This window comes from Pseudomonas sp. NBRC 111138, assembly GCF_001320835.1.
Taxonomy (GTDB): Bacteria; Pseudomonadota; Gammaproteobacteria; order Pseudomonadales; family Pseudomonadaceae; genus Aquipseudomonas; species Aquipseudomonas paracarnis.
Genome location: NZ_BCBO01000078.1, coordinates 1 through 16,032 on the forward strand (window position 1 = coordinate 1; position 16,032 = coordinate 16,032).

15 protein-coding genes are annotated in these 16,032 nt (G+C 60.9%); 6 read left to right on the forward strand and 9 right to left on the reverse strand.

Features of this window, described 5'->3' with window-relative positions; all coding sequences use genetic code 11:
- Both rep and APH41_RS14395 read left to right on the forward strand, forming a co-directional pair.
- Window positions 1-1,988, forward strand: a 1,988-nt coding sequence (gene rep / locus APH41_RS14390) for a DNA helicase Rep (protein ID WP_054919704.1), incomplete at its 5' end; no start/stop codon positions are given.
- 58 nt (window positions 1,989-2,046) lie between these two features.
- Window positions 2,047-2,619, forward strand: a complete 573-nt coding sequence (locus APH41_RS14395) for a xanthine phosphoribosyltransferase (RefSeq protein WP_003195447.1) — start codon at window positions 2,047-2,049, stop codon at window positions 2,617-2,619.
- Between the two features lie 54 nt (window positions 2,620-2,673).
- Here the strand turns inward: APH41_RS14395 and APH41_RS14400 are convergent, their stop codons facing one another.
- From APH41_RS14400 to dadA, 6 genes are all read right to left on the reverse strand, one after another.
- Window positions 2,674-4,596, reverse strand: a complete 1,923-nt coding sequence (locus APH41_RS14400; protein WP_054919707.1) for an acetyl-CoA hydrolase/transferase C-terminal domain-containing protein — start codon at window positions 4,594-4,596, stop codon at window positions 2,674-2,676.
- Between the two features lie 138 nt (window positions 4,597-4,734).
- Complete coding sequence (locus tag APH41_RS14405) at window positions 4,735-5,145, reverse strand: cytochrome c5 family protein (protein WP_034129081.1); 411 nt, start codon at window positions 5,143-5,145, stop codon at window positions 4,735-4,737.
- 182 nt (window positions 5,146-5,327) lie between these two features.
- A complete protein-coding gene (locus APH41_RS14410; protein ID WP_014720470.1) occupies window positions 5,328-5,876 on the reverse strand; it encodes a cupin domain-containing protein in 549 nt (182 codons plus the stop codon).
- Window positions 5,877-5,992: 116 nt separating this feature from the next.
- Window positions 5,993-7,066: an alanine racemase gene (gene alr / locus APH41_RS14415; protein WP_054919709.1), complete on the reverse strand. Its 1,074-nt coding sequence runs from the start codon at window positions 7,064-7,066 to the stop codon at window positions 5,993-5,995.
- A 79-nt stretch (window positions 7,067-7,145) separates the two neighbouring features.
- Complete coding sequence (locus APH41_RS14420; protein ID WP_034129083.1) at window positions 7,146-7,499, reverse strand: RidA family protein; 354 nt, start codon at window positions 7,497-7,499, stop codon at window positions 7,146-7,148.
- Window positions 7,471-8,772 (reverse strand): D-amino acid dehydrogenase, encoded by a 1,302-nt coding sequence (gene dadA / locus APH41_RS14425; protein ID WP_054896021.1) that lies wholly within the window; start codon window positions 8,770-8,772, stop codon window positions 7,471-7,473. The genes APH41_RS14420 and dadA overlap by 29 nt, the downstream gene beginning before the upstream one ends.
- Before the next feature lie 156 nt (window positions 8,773-8,928).
- Between dadA and APH41_RS14430 the strand changes: the two genes are divergently transcribed.
- The gene (locus APH41_RS14430; RefSeq protein WP_003176896.1) at window positions 8,929-9,417 is read left to right on the forward strand and encodes an Lrp/AsnC ligand binding domain-containing protein; all 489 of its coding nucleotides are present in this window, start codon (window positions 8,929-8,931) and stop codon (window positions 9,415-9,417) included.
- A 71-nt stretch (window positions 9,418-9,488) separates the two neighbouring features.
- Here APH41_RS14430 and APH41_RS14435 read toward each other — a convergent pair whose 3' ends face one another.
- Window positions 9,489-9,842: a YkgJ family cysteine cluster protein gene (locus APH41_RS14435; protein WP_054919711.1), complete on the reverse strand. Its 354-nt coding sequence runs from the start codon at window positions 9,840-9,842 to the stop codon at window positions 9,489-9,491.
- A 115-nt stretch (window positions 9,843-9,957) separates the two neighbouring features.
- Here APH41_RS14435 and APH41_RS14440 point away from each other — a divergent pair, with 115 nt between their 5' ends.
- Window positions 9,958-11,250: an FAD-binding oxidoreductase gene (locus tag APH41_RS14440; protein WP_054919714.1), complete on the forward strand. Its 1,293-nt coding sequence runs from the start codon at window positions 9,958-9,960 to the stop codon at window positions 11,248-11,250.
- On the opposite strand, the gene APH41_RS14445 is transcribed toward APH41_RS14440, so the two are convergent.
- On the reverse strand, window positions 11,251-11,475 hold the full coding sequence (locus tag APH41_RS14445) for a DUF1127 domain-containing protein (RefSeq protein ID WP_054919717.1): 225 nt from the start codon (window positions 11,473-11,475) through the stop codon (window positions 11,251-11,253).
- 167 nt (window positions 11,476-11,642) lie between these two features.
- On the opposite strand from APH41_RS14445, the gene APH41_RS14450 reads away from it, so the two are divergent.
- Window positions 11,643-13,067, forward strand: coding sequence for a PLP-dependent aminotransferase family protein (locus APH41_RS14450; protein ID WP_054896025.1), 1,425 nt, complete (start codon window positions 11,643-11,645; stop codon window positions 13,065-13,067).
- A 61-nt stretch (window positions 13,068-13,128) separates the two neighbouring features.
- Complete coding sequence (locus tag APH41_RS14455) at window positions 13,129-14,697, forward strand: phospholipase D family protein (protein WP_054919719.1); 1,569 nt, start codon at window positions 13,129-13,131, stop codon at window positions 14,695-14,697.
- Between the two features lie 124 nt (window positions 14,698-14,821).
- Here APH41_RS14455 and APH41_RS14460 read toward each other — a convergent pair whose 3' ends face one another.
- Window positions 14,822-15,964, reverse strand: a complete 1,143-nt coding sequence (locus APH41_RS14460; RefSeq protein ID WP_054919722.1) for an MFS transporter — start codon at window positions 15,962-15,964, stop codon at window positions 14,822-14,824.
- Window positions 15,965-16,032 lie beyond the last annotated feature (68 nt).

Consider the following 16,032-nt stretch of genomic DNA (forward strand, 5'->3'; position numbering starts at 1 on the left):
AGCAAGAAGCCGTGAACTACGTCGGCGGCCCTCTATTGGTGCTCGCCGGTGCAGGCTCCGGCAAGACCAGCGTGATCACGCGCAAGATCGCGCACTTGATCCAGAACTGCGGCATCCGCGCCCAGTACATCGTCGCCATGACCTTCACCAACAAGGCGGCGCGGGAAATGAAAGAACGGGTCGGCACCCTGCTCAAGGGTGGCGAAGGCCGTGGCCTCACCGTGTGCACCTTCCACAACCTGGGCCTGAACATCATCCGCAAGGAGCATGTGCGACTGGGCTACAAGCCGGGCTTCTCGATCTTTGACGAGACCGACGTCAAGGCCCTGATGACCGACATCATGCAGAAGGAATACGCGGGCGACGACGGCGTCGACGAAATCAAGAACATGATCGGCTCGTGGAAAAACGACCTGATCCTGCCCGCCGAAGCCCTGGAAGCTGCACGCAACCCCAAGGAGCAGACCGCTGCCATCGTCTACACCCACTATCAGCGTACGCTCAAGGCGTTCAACGCTGTGGACTTCGACGACCTGATCCTGCTGCCAGTCAAGCTTTTCCAGGAGCACAAGGACATCCTGGAGAAGTGGCAGAACAAGGTGCGCTACCTGTTGGTGGACGAATACCAGGACACCAACGCCAGCCAATACCTGCTGGTGAAGTTACTGATCGGCACGCGCAACCAGTTCACCGTGGTGGGCGACGACGACCAGTCGATCTACGCCTGGCGCGGCGCCCGCCCGGAAAACCTGATGCTGCTCAAGGAAGACTATCCCTCCTTGAAAGTGGTGATGCTGGAGCAAAACTACCGCTCCACCAGCCGCATCCTGCGTTGCGCCAACGTGCTGATCTCCAACAACCCCCACGAGTTCGAAAAACAACTGTGGAGCGAGATGGGCCATGGTGACGAGATCCGTGTGATCCGCTGCCGCAACGAAGACGCCGAAGCCGAGCGCGTCGCCGTGGAAATCCTCAGCCTGCACTTGCGCACCGACCGGCCCTACAGCGACTTTGCGATCCTGTATCGCGGCAACTACCAGGCCAAACTGATCGAGCTGAAGCTGCAGCATCACCAGGTGCCGTATCGCCTGTCGGGCGGCAACAGCTTTTTCGGACGCCAGGAAGTCAAAGACCTGATGGCCTACTTCCGGCTGATCGTGAACCCGGACGACGACAACGCTTTCCTGCGCGTGATCAACGTGCCGCGCCGGGAAATCGGCTCCACCACCCTGGAAAAGCTCGGCAACTACGCCACCGAACGCAAGATCTCGATGTACGCCGCCACCGACGAAATCGGCCTGGGCGAACACCTGGACACGCGCTTCACTGATCGCCTGTCACGCTTCAAGCGCTTCATGGACAAGGTCCGCGAGCAGTGCGCCGGCGAAGACCCGATCAGCGCCCTGCGCAGCATGGTCATGGACATCGACTATGAAAACTGGCTGCGCACCAACAGCTCCAGCGACAAGGCCGCCGATTACCGCATGGGCAACGTCTGGTTCCTGATCGAGGCGTTGAAGAACACCCTGGAAAAAGACGAAGACGGCGAGATGACCGTCGAGGACGCCATCGGCAAGCTGGTGTTGCGCGACATGCTCGAGCGCCAGCAAGAAGAGGAAGACGGTGCCGAAGGCGTGCAGATGATGACCTTGCATGCGTCCAAGGGCCTGGAATTTCCCTACGTGTTCATCATGGGCATGGAAGAGGAAATCCTCCCGCACCGCTCCAGCATCGAAGCCGACACCATCGAGGAAGAACGCCGCCTGGCCTACGTGGGCATTACCCGCGCTCGTCAGACCCTGGCCTTCACCTTTGCCGCCAAGCGCAAGCAATACGGTGAAATCATCGATTGTGCCCCCAGCCGGTTCCTGGATGAACTGCCGCCGGACGACCTGGCCTGGGAAGGCAATGACGACACTCCCACCGAGGTGAAGGCCGTTCGCGGCAACACCGCCTTGGCGGATATACGCGCGATGTTAAAGCGCTAGAATCGACTACTTTTTAATCTACTTTCGGCGCACAACGCGCCATTAGAGGAAGCTTTCCGTGGAAGCACTGCACAAGAAAATTCGCGAAGAAGGCATCGTGCTTTCCGATCAGGTCCTCAAGGTTGACGCCTTTCTGAACCACCAGATCGACCCGGCACTGATGAAACTGATCGGCGACGAGTTCGCCGCACTGTTCAAGGATTCGGGCATCACCAAGATCGTCACCATCGAAGCGTCGGGCATTGCCCCGGCGATCATGACCGGGCTGAACCTGGGTGTGCCGGTGATCTTCGCGCGCAAGCAGCAATCCTTGACGCTCACGGAAAACCTGCTGTCGGCCACGGTGTATTCCTTCACCAAGAAAACCGAAAGCACCGTGGCGATCTCCCCGCGCCACCTGACCAGCAGCGACCGCGTGCTGGTGATCGATGACTTTTTGGCCAACGGCAAGGCGTCCCAGGCGCTGATCTCGATCATCAAGCAGGCCGGCGCGACCGTAGCCGGCTTGGGCATTGTGATCGAGAAGTCGTTCCAGGGTGGGCGTGCAGAACTGGATGCACAGGGTTATCGGGTTGAGTCGCTGGCGCGGGTGAAGTCGCTGGCCGGTGGTGTCGTGACCTTTATCGAGTAATCACTGTGTGGGAGCTGGCTTGCCTGCTCCCACATTAGGTTTTGCGTTGCGCTGTCAGTGGGCGGTGGCCTGCAGTCCGGCCAGCAGCAAGCGTTGATACAGGTCTTCCTTGATGCCCTCCGGCTTATCCAAGCGCATCCGCTGCAAATGCTCGGGAAACGCCTCCGGCTCCGGCGCGTCGAGTGCCGCCTTGCCCAACTCCAGAATTTCCGTGAGCTTGAATTTGCTCTTGAGCCAGTTCAGCGCCCGCAACAAGTCCCGCTCCTCATCCGTGAAGTCACAGCCCAGGGGGTATTCGGGGAACAAGCGACGGTGCCTGGCCTGAATCGCCTGGAGCCGCTGCGGCGTGTTGTCGGCAAAACGCGGATCCAACTGGAAATCCTTGGGCAGTTTGCCGGCCTTTTGCGCCTGCTCAATCAAGTCGTGCTGGAACCTTGAGTCAGTGATGTTCAGCAACGCTTCGATCACCTTGGCATCCGTCTGACCCCGCAAGTCGGCAATACCGTATTCGGTAATGACGATATCCCGCAGGTGCCGGGGAATGGTGCAGTGGCCGTACTCCCAGACGATATTGGAACTGACCTCACCCGCCGACTCGCGCCAGCTGCGCAAAATCAGGATTGAGCGTGCACCTTCCAGCGCATGCCCCTGGGCCACGAAATTGTATTGCCCGCCCACACCACTGAGCACGCGACCGTCTTCCAACTGATCAGCCACGCCCGCGCCGAGCAAGGTGACCATGATAGCGCTGTTGATAAACCGCGCATCCAGGCGCTGCAAGCGCTTGAGTTCTTCCTGGCCGTACAGCTCGTTGATGTAGCTGATGCGGGTCATGTTGAATGCCTGGCGCTTGGCATGGGTCATTTCCTGCAAGCGCTGGTAAAAACTGCGAGGCCCCAGGAAGAAACCGCCATGGATCGACACCCCATCGGGTTGCGCCGCGTCGTCCAGGGTGCCCGCGTTGGCCTGCATCTGGGTCGCCACATCCGGGTAGACCTTGCGCCGCACGATCCCGGCATCCGCCAATACCAGCAGGCCGTTGACGAACATCTCGCTGCAACCGTAAAGGCCACGGGCAAACGGCTCGACGCCGCCTTCGCGGCTGATCAACGGCGCCCACTGGTACACATCCAAGTCGGTGAGCAACAGGCGATAGGCTTCGTTGTCGGCCTGGCGCGCCAGCAAGGCAGCCGTCAGTGCATCGCCCATGGAGCCGATGCCAATCTGCAACGTACCGCCATCACGCACCAGGGTGCTGGCATGCAGGCCGATAAAATGATCCTGAAAGCCCACCGGCATGTTCGGAGTGGAGAACAGCGTGGTGCTGTCTTTTTCATCCAGCAGGTAGTCGAACTCATCCATGCCCAACTCGGCATCGCCAGGCATGTAGGGCAAATCGCTATGGACCTGGCCGACGACCAGGATGGTCTCCCCAGCCGCGCGGCGCTTGGCGATCATGGGCATCAGGTCGAGGGTGATATCCGGGTTGCAGCTCAGGCTCAGGCGGTCGGGATGCTCGCTGCTACTGGCAACCAATTGCGCCACCAAGTTCAGGCCGGCGGCATTGATGTCGCGGGCCGCATGGCTGTAGTTGCTGCTGACGTAATCCTGTTGCGCCGCGGCGCTGTGGAGCAAGCTGCCGGGCTGCATAAAGAATTGCTGCACACGGATATTCCTCGGCAGGCTGCCCTTGTGCAGGTCCGCGAGGAAATCCAACTCGGGGTAGTCGCCAAACACTCGTTCGATGAAAGGTTCGATAAAGCGCTTTTGAAGACCGTCACCCTGCGTAGGACGGCCCAGGCTCAAGGCCGTATAGAGCGTCAGCGCCCGTTCGGGCAATTTTGCGATGCGCCGGTATAGCGCGTTGACGAACAGATTGGGCTTGCCCAGCCCCAGCGGCATGCCCATGTGGATATGCGCCGGCAGGCGCTCCAGTACGTCGTCAACTGCTTGCTCGATTGAACACAACTGCACCATCCGACTGCTCCCGAACATTCCATGAATTAGGGGTTGGACCGAGCTTGCCGGGTCTTTGCTGCAATGAACAGCCTGAATACCAAATCGCGGGCACAAAAAAGCCGCTGGTAAGCGGCATTTTTGACGAAGATCGGCCGATTACAGCCCGGACATCTTCTTGATCGCACCCTTGAGGTCGTCATCCGAACAATCAGCGCAGGTGCCTTTGGGCGGCATGGCGTTGATACCGGTGATGGCCTTGGCCAGGATGCCATCGAGGCCACCTTGATGGTCGGCGCGTTCTTTCCATGCGGCGGTGTCGCCAATTTTTGGCGCACCCAAAAGGCCGCTGCCGTGGCACGCATTACAGTGCTTGGCGATGATCTCATCGGGGGTTTTCGCGCCGCCGCCGCCGGCTGCCACGGCAACTTCCATGCCCTTGCATTCCTGGCCCTGGACGCAAACCTGGCCCACAGGCTCCAGGCGCTTGGCAATGTCATCATTGGTCGCAGCTTGAGCGCTGACAGCCCATAGGGCCAGTACGGTTGCTGGTGCAGCCAGCATTTTCATAATTAGGTTCACGCGTTCACCCTCAATGGTGGCTATTCACGCCTGCGGCCACGGTTTCGCAGGCGGCGAAAGTATAACTGTTAGCCCGCCTGGCCGAAACAACCCTATTAAATAAAGGGAGATTCGGCCTCACGGTGTACAGCTGCGGGAACCTCTGCAACGCTGGCAGGGCGCCTCTATTCTTAAAAGTTCGCGGGTGTGGCTGCGCTGATTAGTCGCGCCGGCACGTCGAACGGATTGCGAAAACGATGAGGCCTGGTGCTTTCAAAGTAGTAGCTATCGCCCGCTTCGAGCACAAAAGTTTCAAGACCGACCACCAATTCCAGGCGCCCTTCCACCAGAATTCCGGTTTCTTCGCCTTCATGGGTGAGCATTTCTTCGCCCGTGTCGGCACCCGGAGGGTAGATTTCATTGAGAAATGCGATGGCCCGGCTTGGGCGCGCCCGCCCCACCAGTTTCATGGTGACGGCACCGTCAGAGATGTCGATCAGCTCATTGGCTTTATAGACGATCTGCGTCGGTATTTCCTGGAGCACTTCTTCGGAGAAGAACTCGACCATGGACATGGGGATACCGCCCAACACCTTGCGCAGGGAGCTGATCGAGGGGCTGACGCTGTTTTTCTCGATCATCGAAATGGTGCTGTTGGTGACGCCCGCACGCTTGGCGAGCTCACGCTGGGAAAGACCTTTGAGTTTACGGATGGATTGCAGTCGTTCGCCGACGTCCAATGCAGGAGCCTCCTAGGATTCAGGCTTTGTTGTAATTGAGCGTTATCATGGCGACAGCGTTCAGTATTTACAACACTTGGGCCTAAATCCCGGTGTGCTCGGTTCGTTGCCGGCGGCTAAGCGCCGCTATAGAGCCTTGGCACTCGGCGCAGATTGCAGAAAATCTGATAGGGGATGGTCTCGGCGGCCACGGCAACATCACTGGCGAGGATGTGCTTGCCCCACAACTCTACGGTGGAACCAAGGCCCGCCTGGGGCAAGTCGGTGAGGTCGACACACAGCATGTCCATGGACACGCGCCCCAGCAGCCGGCTGCGCTGGCCAGCGACCAGCACCGGGGTACCGGTCGGCGCATGACGTGGGTAACCGTCGGCATAACCCATGGCAACCACGCCGATGCGCATCGGCTTGGGCGTGACGAACCTGGCGCCGTAGCCCACCGGCTCACCGGCCGGCAACTCGCGCACGCAGATGACTTTGGACTCCAGGGTCATCACAGGCTGCAAGCGCGCGGCGAGGGCCTGGTCTTCGCCAAAGGGCGTTGCGCCATAAAGCATGATACCGGGGCGCACCCAGTCGCTGGACACGCTTGGCCAGCCCAATACAGACGGTGAGTTGCGCAGGCTGACCTCAGCCGCCAGCCCCTGGCGCGCCGCCTCAAACACCGTTACTTGTTCGTTGCTGCTGACGCAATCGAGCTCATCGGCGCGGGCAAAATGGCTCATCAGCACGATTTTCGCCACTTTGCCACTCGCCAGCAGGCGCTGATACGCCTCCTGGTAATCCTTGGGGTGCAGGCCCACACGGTGCATGCCCGAGTCCAGCTTCAGCCACACTGTCAGCGGCTTGCTCAAACGAGCTTGCTCGATGGCGTCCAACTGCCAAAGCGAATGCACCACGCACCACAAATCCTGCTCGATGATCAGCGGCAACTCGTCGGCTTCGAAAAAACCTTCCAGCAGCAACACCGGCGCACGAATGCCGGCGGCGCGCAGTTCCAGCGCTTCCTCGATGCACGCCACCGCGAACCCGTCGGCTTGCGCCTTCAGTGCCTGGGCCACGGGCACCGCGCCATGGCCGTAGGCATCGGCCTTGATCACGGCGAGGGCCTTGGCCCCGGTGACTTCTCGGGCCAATTGGTAGTTATGGCGCAGGGCTTGGAGATCAATCAGGGCACGGGCTGGACGCATGGCGGCAGGCTTCTAGGCAGCAAAGTCAATAAAAAACCGGTGCCGACCAACAACGCCGGCACCGGGAGAGGGATCGTTGTTAAGGCAGCGCAGCCACGACAGACAGCTCTACCAGAATCTCGGGTTCGCACAGCTTGGCTTGCACAGTGGCGCGGGCCGGGGCGACGCCTTTGGGCAGCCATTTGTCCCATACCGCGTTCATCAAAGCGAAGTCGGCGTCGATGTCCTTCAGGTAGATCGTTACCGACAGCAACCTGGACTTGTCGGTACCCGCAAGGTCCAGCAAGCGCTCGATATTGATCAGGGTTTCACGGGTCTGCTGCTCAATCCCGGCGCTCATGTCGTCGCCAACTTGCCCTGCCAGGTACACGGTACCGCTGTGGACAACGATCTGGCTCATGCGCTCATTGGTGAGCTGGCGCTGGATTGACATGTTGTGCGGACTCCTGGTGGTTGCCATAACGGGAAATATCGAGGCCTGCGGCGCTGATCTGCGGCGTTTTCTTCGCCATCAGGTCGGCCAGCAAGCGACCTGAACCACAGGCCATGGTCCAACCGAGGGTACCGTGGCCTGTATTCAGGAACAGGTTCTTGAACGGCGTGGCACCCACAATCGGTGTACCGTCCGGGGTGGTCGGGCGCAGGCCGGTCCAGAAACTGGCCTGGGCCAGATCGCCGCCCTGAGGATAAAGGTCGTTGACGATCATCTCCAGGGTTTCACGTCGCCGCGGGTTCAGCGACAGGTCAAAACCGGCTATTTCAGCCATGCCACCGACGCGAATACGGTTGTCGAAACGGGTGATCGCGACTTTGTAGGTTTCATCGAGAATGGTCGAGGTCGGCGCCATTGCCGGGTTAGTGATCGGCACAGTCAGCGAATAACCCTTGAGCGGGTACACCGGCGCCTTGATCCCCAATGGCTTGAGCAACTTGGGCGAGTAACTGCCGAGAGCCAGTACATAGCGGTCGGCAGTTTCCAGCTTGCCGTCGATCAGCACACCGTTGATGCGGTCGCCTGCGTAGTCCAGGCGCTGGATGTCTTGTTCGAAGCGGAATTCCACGCCCAATTGTTTGCACATTTCGACCAGGCGCGTGGTGAACATCTGGCAATCGCCCGTCTGGTCGTTGGGCAGGCGCAAGGCACCCGCGAGGATATCGGTGACGCTGGCCAGGGCCGGTTCAACCCGGGCAATGCCGGCTCGGTCGAGCAATTCGAATGGCACGCCGGACTCTTTCAGCACGGCGATGTCCTTGGCGGCGCCATCGAGCTGGGCCTGGGTGCGGAACAGTTGGGTAGTCCCGAGGCTGCGCCCTTCGTAGGCAATGCCGGTCTCGGCGCGCAATTCGTCAAGGCAGTCGCGGCTGTACTCGGACAGGCGCACCATGCGTTCCTTGTTCACCGCGTAGCGGCTAGCCGTGCAGTTGCGCAGCATCTGCGCCATCCACAGGTATTGGTCGATATCGGCGGTGGCCTTGATCGCCAGCGGCGCGTGGCGCTGAAGCAGCCATTTGATGGCCTTGAGCGGCACACCCGGCGCGGCCCATGGCGAGGCGTAGCCAGGGGACACCTGACCGGCATTAGCGAAACTGGTTTCCATGGCAGCGGCAGGCTGACGATCAACCACCACAACGTCGAAGCCGGCCCGCGCCAAATAGTAGGCACTGGTCACCCCAATGACGCCGCTACCCAAGACCAGAACGCGCATTTTTATATCCTCATCGCGGGCTCAGCCGCTGACGTGTGTTATTCGAGCAATGATGGGCGCAGTGTAAAAAACAATCGGCAGTGCATTTCACTATATAAATGCCTATATTTGGCGACAATTCTTGGCAAAAACCCTTTTGACAGAGGCGTATCCCCTATGCGTACCAACACCCAGACCAAGCGGGAGCTGGACAAGATCGACCGCAATATCCTGCGCATCCTGCAAACCGACGGGCGCATCTCGTTCACGGAGCTGGGGGAAAAGGTCGGGCTGTCCACCACGCCCTGCACCGAGCGCGTGCGGCGCCTGGAGCGCGAAGGGATCATCATGGGCTACAACGCACGGCTCAATCCCCAGCATTTGAAGGGAAGTTTGCTGGTATTTGTCGAGATCAGCCTGGATTACAAGTCGGGTGACACCTTTGAAGAATTTCGCCGAGCCGTGCTGAAACTGCCTCACGTGCTGGAATGCCATCTCGTGTCGGGTGATTTCGACTACCTGGTGAAAGCGCGAATCTCGGAGATGGCGTCGTACCGCAAATTGCTGGGCGATATCCTGCTCAAACTCCCCCATGTGCGGGAATCCAAGAGCTATATCGTGATGGAAGAGGTGAAAGAGAGCCTGAACCTGCCGATCCCTGACTGACCCAGTGACACAACACGGTCAAATGTGGGAGCTGGCAAGCCAGCTCCCACAGTTTTAACCGAGTACATCCGCTAGACCAACACCTGCCGGGTACTCGCCATGTACTCATGAATCTGCTTCTCCACCCGCGGATGAATCAGCTCCACTGGCCGCCTGCCATTGGGGCACGGCAAGGTCTTGGTGGTGCCGAACAGGCGACAGATCAGCGGCCGCTCGTCATACACCGTGCAACCCTTGGGCCCCAGGTGTACGCAGTTCAGCGCGTCCATCGCCGCCTCTTGCTCGGCAGCGGTCTTGCGCGGCAGACGCGACATTTCCTCGGGCGAGGTGGTCACCGGCCCACAGCAGTCGTGGCAACCGGGGACGCACTCGAACGAAGGAATCTGGCGACGCAGCGCGCTGATTTTCTGACTGTTGCAACTCATCGAAACCCATACCGAACGGCGAATAGACGTGGATTCTGACGCAAAAAGCCCCGCGCAGACAGCGTCGTGCGACCCCTGTATCCTGCGTCAAATTTTCCAGACAGGGAGGTTCCCCATGACCGCCAGCGCCCGGCACACCGCTTCCTACTACGCCGCCAGCAGCGTCCCGCAACCGGATTACCCGACGCTGACGGGTGAGGTGAACGCCGATGTCTGTGTGATCGGCGGGGGGTTCTCCGGGCTCAACACCGCCCTGGAGTTGGCCGAGCGCGGCTTTCGCGTGGTGTTGCTGGAGGCGCGCAAAATCGGTTGGGGCGCCAGCGGGCGCAATGGCGGCCAGTTGATTCGCGGTGTCGGCCACGGGCTGGATCAGTTCACCCAGGTGATCGGCAGCGACGGCGTGCGCCAGATGAAGCTGATGGGCCTGGAAGCCGTGGAGATCGTGCGCGAGCGTGTGGAGCGCTTCCAGATCCCCTGTGACCTGACCTGGGGCTACTGCGACCTGGCCAACAAACCCCGCGACCTGCAGGGCCTGGCCGAGGATGCCGAAGAGCTGCGCAGCCTGGGCTACCGCCACGAAGTGCGCCTGTTGCAAGCCAGCGAGATGGGCACCGTAATCGGCTCTGATCGCTATGTAGGCGGCATGATCGACATGGGTTCCGGCCATCTGCACCCGCTGAATCTGGCACTGGGTGAGGCTGCCGTTGCCCAGCAGTTGGGCGTGGCGCTGTACGAGCAATCCCAAGTGACCCGTATCGACTATGGCCCTGAGGTCAAGGTGCATACCGCCCAAGGCACTGTGCGCGCCAAGACCCTGGTACTGGCCTGCAACGCCTACCTGAACGGGCTCAACCCGCAACTGAGCGGCAAGGTGTTGCCTGCCGGCAGCTACATCATTGCCACCGAGCCCTTGAGCGAGGCGCAAGCCACCCGCCTGTTACCGCAGAACATGGCCGTGTGTGACCAGCGCGTGACGGTGGATTACTTCCGCCTGTCCGCCGACCGTCGCCTGTTGTTCGGCGGCGCCTGCCACTACTCCGGTCGAGACCCCAAGGACATCGGCGCCTACATGCGACCGAAGATGCTGCAGGTATTCCCCCAATTGGCAGATGTGAAAATCGACTACCAATGGGGCGGCATGATCGGCATCGGCGCCAACCGCCTGCCGCAGATTGGCCGCCTGGCCGATCAACCCAACGTGTATTACGCCCAGGCCTATGCCGGCCATGGCCTCAACGCCACGCACCTGGCGGGCAAGCTGCTGGCCGAGGCCATCAGCGGCCAGCAACAGGGGCGTTTCGATCTGTTCGCCCAAGTGCCACACATCACCTTCCCCGGCGGTAAACACCTGCGTTCGCCGCTGCTGGCACTGGGGATGCTCTGGCACCGCCTCAAAGAACTGCTCTGATCAATCGCGCCAGAAGGGTTTCAAACCCTCACGGCGCGCCTGATCGGCGGTCAGCCCGATGTCGCGTAACTGCTCGCGGCTCAGATCCAGCAGGGCCTTGCGCGTATGGCGACGGCGCCAGAACAGATTCCAGCGGCCAGAAGCCGAGGCAGTGATCACCTGTTCCTGCGCTGCTTCCAGTTCCTGACTGCGTAACGCCAGCCGTACATCGCTCATGCCGCTCATTTGACTGCCCCTCATTGGCCTGTTGCCTTGAGTGATCAGCATGCGTGGGCGGCCAGAACCATTACAGATTCAGCCAACTTTTATTAAATACATACAGATGCTGCCTTTGAGTGGTTGAATCCTGTATTTTTCCCCTATCTGTACTGGTCCCTCGGGAGCGACCACCCATGACCCTTTACGTCAACCTCGCCGAATTGCTCGGCACCCGTATTGAACAGGGCTTCTATCGTCCGGGCGATCGACTGCCCTCGGTGCGGGCCTTGAGTGTGGAACATGGGGTAAGCCTGAGCACCGTGCAGCAGGCGTATCGGTTGCTCGAAGACAACGGCCTGGCGATGCCCAAGCCCAAGTCGGGCTATTTTGTTCCGGTGGGCCGTGAACTGCCGGCACTGCCCGAGATAGGCCGCCCGGCCCAACGACCAGTGGAAATCTCCCAATGGGACCTGGTGCTGGAACTGATTCGTGCGGTGCCGCGCAAAGACGTCATACAGATGGGCCGAGGCATGCCGGATGTATTGTCGCCTACCTTGAAGCCGTTGCTGCGTAGCCTCGCCCGTGTCAGCCGGCGCCAAGACCTGCCGGGGCTGTATTACGACAATATCCTTGGCTGTATGGAACTGCGTGAGCAAATCGCCCGGCTGTCATTGGACTCCGGCTGCCAACTGAGCGCCGAAGACATCGTGATCACCACCGGTTGCCACGAAGCCCTCTCCGCCAGCATTCACGCGATTTGTGAGCCCGGCGATATCGTCGCGGTGGATTCGCCCAGCTTCCACGGCGCCATGCAGACCCTCAAGGGCCTGGGCATGAAAGCCCTGGAAATCCCTACCGACCCGCTCACCGGCATCAGCCTGGAGGCCTTGGAACTGGCGCTGGAACAGTGGCCGATCAAAGTCATCCAGCTCACCCCAAACTGCAACAACCCCTTGGGCTACATCATGCCGGAAGCCCGTAAACGCGCCTTGCTGACCCTGGCCCAGCGCTTTGACGTGGCGATTATCGAAGACGATGTGTATGGCGAGTTGGCCTACAGCTACCCACGCCCGCGCACCATCAAATCCTTCGATGAAGACGGCCGTGTGCTGCTGTGCAGCTCGTTCTCCAAAACCCTGGCGCCCGGCCTGCGCATTGGTTGGGTCGCACCGGGACGCTATCTGGAGCGGGTGCTGCACATGAAATACATCAGCACCGGCTCTACGGCCACGCAGCCGCAGATTGCCATTGCCGAATTCCTCAAAGGCGGTCATTTCGAGCCTCATTTACGTAGGATGCGTACCCAATACCAGCGTAATCGCGACTTGATGCTCGATTGGGTCAGCCGTTATTTCCCCGCTGGCACGCGCGCCAGCCGGCCCCAAGGCAGCTTCATGCTATGGATTGAGCTGCCGGAGGGCTTCGACACCTTGAAGCTCAACCGCGTGCTGGTGGAACAAGGTGTACAGGTGGCGGTAGGCAGCATCTTCTCCGCCTCCGGCAAGTACCGTAACTGCTTGCGCATGAACTACGCTGCCAAGCCAACGACGCAGATTGAAGAGGCCGTGCGCAAGGTAGGTGCCGCTGCACGCAAAATGCTGCAAGAGACGGCGGACTGACCTTTCCCGAGCAAATGCCGTCATATGCCACAACCGCCCTGACCTGGAAGCAGTTTCCTTGATGATTCGACGGCTTTTACCGTTTTGCCTGCTGGCCGCCCTGGCCCTGGGCGGCTGCGCCACGGTCGACACCCCGCGCATCCCCAGCGATGCCCTGCCGGCGAAGGACTCCTCGTTCGGTCGCTCGATCCAGGCCCAGGCCGCCCCCTACCAAGGACGCTCGGGCTTCCGCTTGCTGCCCAACAGCAGTGAAGCCTTCATGGCACGTGCCGAGTTGATCCGCAACGCCCAGACCAGCCTCGACTTGCAGTACTACATCGTGCACGACGGCATCAGTACACGCATGCTTGTGGACGAACTGCTCAAGGCCGCCGACCGCGGGGTGCGCGTGCGGATTTTGCTGGACGACACCACCAGCGATGGCCTCGACCAGATCATCGCCACCCTCGCCGCCCATCCCAAGGTGCATATACGCCTGTTCAACCCGCTGCATCTGGGCCGTAGCACCGGCGTCACGCGCGCCATGGGCCGTGTATTCAACCTGTCACTGCAACACCGGCGCATGCATAACAAGCTGTGGCTGGCCGATAACAGCGTGGCCATCGTTGGCGGGCGCAATCTGGGCGACGAGTATTTCGACGCCGAACCGAACCTGAATTTTACCGACATCGACATGCTCAGCGTCGGGCCGGTGGCCGAGCAATTGGGTCACAGCTTCGACCAGTACTGGAACAGCGCCTTGAGCAAGCCTATCGATGACTTCGTCTCGAACAAACCCTCCAAGGTCGGCCTCGCCGTCGCCCGCGGGCGCCTTGAAGCCTCCCTGGCTCAATCCCGTCAGCAGAACCACGCGCTGTATAACCGCCTGCGCACGTACCAGACCCAGCCCCGCATGGACCTCTGGCGCCGCGAGTTGATCTGGGCCTGGAACCAGGCGCTGTGGGACGCGCCGAGCAAGGTACTGGCCAAGGCCGACCCCGACCCCCGACTGTTGCTGACCACTCAGCTGGCGCCAGAGCTGGCGGGTGTCAGCCATGAGCTGATCATGATTTCGGCTTACTTCGTACCGGGCCAACCTGGGCTGGTCTACCTCACAGGGCGTGCCGATGCGGGTGTTTCGGTGCGCCTGCTGACCAACGCCCTCGAAGCCACCGACGTACCGGCCGTGCACGGCGGTTATGCGCCCTATCGCAAGGCGCTGCTGGAGCACGGGGTAAAGCTCTATGAGCTGCGCCGGCAGCCGGGCGACCCCAGCGCAAGTAGCGGCCCGCACCTGTTTCGGCATGGCAGCTGGCGCGGCTCGGACTCCAGCCTGCACAGCAAGGCGATGATCTTCGACCGAGAAAAGTCGTTTATCGGCTCATTCAATTTCGACCCGCGCTCAGTGCTGTGGAACACCGAAGTCGGCGTACTGGTGGACAGTCCCGAGCTGGCTGAACACGTGCGCAACCTGGCGCTGGAAGGCATGGCGCCGGCGTTGAGCTATGAGGCCAAACTGCAGGACGGCCAGGTGGTGTGGGTGACAGAAGACAACGGCCAGATGCACACCCTGACCCGCGAACCGGGCAGTTGGTGGCGACGGTTCAATGCCTGGTTCGCCACCAGTGTTGGCCTGGAACGCATGCTCTAAAACCCCTGCGGATCACCTGTGGGAGCCGGGCTTGCCCGCGATAACGGTGTGCCAGACAACAAATAAGCTGGCTGACAAACCGTCATCGCAGGCAAGCCAGCTCCCACATTGGCCGCGTTAAAGGTCAGGCCGGCTGCGTAGCGCCGAAAGCCCCCTGGCGCAGCAACAGCACCACCAAACCCAGCGCCCCGGCGGCCATCAGCAGCGGTAGCGCATGCCCGCTGATCCACTGGCTGCCCGCTCCTGCCACCAGCGGCCCGATCAGGCAGCCAATGCCCCACAGCTGCGCCACGTGAGCGTTGGCACGCACCAACGCATCGTCGCGGTAGCGCTCGCCAATCAAAATCAGCGACAAGGTGAACAACCCGCCGGCACTGGCGCCGAACAGCACCCACACCGGCCAGATCAGCAAGGTGTGCATCAATAACGGCACCGCCAGGCTCGACGCCAGCAACAGCAGTGCACAGGCCAGAAACAGAGTGCGTCGCGGCAGATAGTCGGCCAGCGCGCCAATGGGCAATTGCAGCAACGCATCGCCCACCACCACCGTGCTGACCATCGCCAAGGCGATCTCGGCAGTAAAACCCTGTTGCAGGCAGTACACCGGCAACAGCGTCAGGATCATCGCTTCAAACGCAGCAAACAACGCCACGGCCCAGGCAATCGCCGGCAGGCCCAGGCAAAAGCGCCACAGGTCGCCAAAGGTCACGCTGAACGAATCCGCCGTCGGCGCGCCGGTACGTCCCAGCAACAGCAGCGGCGCCAGCACCAAAAGGCCCGCGCCGACCCAGAAGCCGTAGTCATGGTCGGTGCCAATCAGGCCCAACAGCAACGGCCCCGACAGCTGGCTCAAGGCATAGCTGCAGCCATACAGCGCCACCAGGCGGCCACGCCACTGCTCGACCACCAATTGGTTGATCCAGCTTTCACCCAGGATAAATACGATGGTCAGGATCACCCCGATCATCAGCCTGAGCACCAGCCACACCGGGTAGCTGGGCAGGATCGCCAGCAAGCCGATGGACACCGCACCGGCCCACAGGCACAGGCGCATCAGGTTGGCAGTGCCGAGCCAGGACGCCATGCGGCTGGAGACCTTGGCACCTAGCAGTACGCCGAATGCCGGCATCGCCGCCATCACGCCAATAGCGAAACTGCCATAACCCCAGCCTTCAAGACGCAGGGATACCAACGGCATGCTGACACCCAGAGCCAGGCCAACGCTGAGTACCGACGCCAGCACGGCGAAATAAGTCGCCCAACGCATTGCCACGCTCCTGTGGATAATTCTGCTTCGCAAAACGACTGTAGGAGCGAGCTTGCTCGCGAAAAACG

Excerpts from the sequence above, each read along its gene's own strand:
- APH41_RS14400 (WP_054919707.1), bottom strand. The coding sequence starts at position 4,596 with ATGGTGCAGTTGTGTTCAATCGAGCAAGCAGTTGACGACGTACTGGAG.
- APH41_RS14405 (WP_034129081.1), bottom strand. The coding sequence starts at position 5,145 with ATGAAAATGCTGGCTGCACCAGCAACCGTACTGGCCCTATGGGCTGTC.
- alr (WP_054919709.1), bottom strand. The coding sequence starts at position 7,066 with ATGCGTCCAGCCCGTGCCCTGATTGATCTCCAAGCCCTGCGCCATAAC.
- APH41_RS14420 (WP_034129083.1), bottom strand. The coding sequence starts at position 7,499 with ATGTCAATCCAGCGCCAGCTCACCAATGAGCGCATGAGCCAGATCGTT.
- dadA (WP_054896021.1), bottom strand. The coding sequence starts at position 8,772 with ATGCGCGTTCTGGTCTTGGGTAGCGGCGTCATTGGGGTGACCAGTGCC.
- APH41_RS14430 (WP_003176896.1), top strand. The coding sequence starts at position 8,929 with ATGCGTACCAACACCCAGACCAAGCGGGAGCTGGACAAGATCGACCGC.
- APH41_RS14435 (WP_054919711.1), bottom strand. The coding sequence starts at position 9,842 with ATGAGTTGCAACAGTCAGAAAATCAGCGCGCTGCGTCGCCAGATTCCT.
- APH41_RS14440 (WP_054919714.1), top strand. The coding sequence starts at position 9,958 with ATGACCGCCAGCGCCCGGCACACCGCTTCCTACTACGCCGCCAGCAGC.
- APH41_RS14445 (WP_054919717.1), bottom strand. The coding sequence starts at position 11,475 with ATGAGCGGCATGAGCGATGTACGGCTGGCGTTACGCAGTCAGGAACTG.
- APH41_RS14450 (WP_054896025.1), top strand. The coding sequence starts at position 11,643 with ATGACCCTTTACGTCAACCTCGCCGAATTGCTCGGCACCCGTATTGAA.
- APH41_RS14455 (WP_054919719.1), top strand. The coding sequence starts at position 13,129 with ATGATTCGACGGCTTTTACCGTTTTGCCTGCTGGCCGCCCTGGCCCTG.
- APH41_RS14460 (WP_054919722.1), bottom strand. The coding sequence starts at position 15,964 with ATGCGTTGGGCGACTTATTTCGCCGTGCTGGCGTCGGTACTCAGCGTT.